The sequence below is a fragment of the Flagellimonas olearia genome, from assembly GCF_009184425.1.
GTDB classification, from domain to species: domain Bacteria; phylum Bacteroidota; class Bacteroidia; order Flavobacteriales; family Flavobacteriaceae; genus Flagellimonas; species Flagellimonas olearia.
On the sequence record NZ_WELG01000143.1, the window covers coordinates 1 to 338 of the forward strand.

1 protein-coding gene is annotated in these 338 nt (G+C 52.4%); it reads right to left on the minus strand.

Translation table 11 applies throughout. The features are described 5' to 3' along the window. On the minus strand, window positions 1-338 hold a 338-nt coding region (locus F8C76_RS19985), incomplete at both ends, for a biotin/lipoyl attachment domain-containing protein (RefSeq protein WP_170284076.1).

A 338-nucleotide genomic window follows, 5' to 3' on the forward strand; every position in this document is an offset into this window, starting at 1 on the left:
TTACATAAAAATTATATTTGGAGCTTTTCGCGGAACTGTCTCCGGATCCGGAATAATAGACGTTGCCGTTATTGGCGTTGGAGATAGGCTCAGAATCCACACTTTCCACGGTTCCGCTCCAGGTGATGTCGGGGTTTACGCGGGAATGGACGACAACTGCCTGGCCCGCTGCCAGAGAGCCGCGGTTCATTTCCGTAACAGTGCCCTTCACCCGGAATTCGCCGCTTGACAGGATGCTGATAAAGGGAAGCTGCTGGCCGGTGGCATCTGTTTTGGGTGTGATATTCACTTCCTTGACGACACCTTCTACCTCGGACAGAACTTCAGCGTTCTCCAAG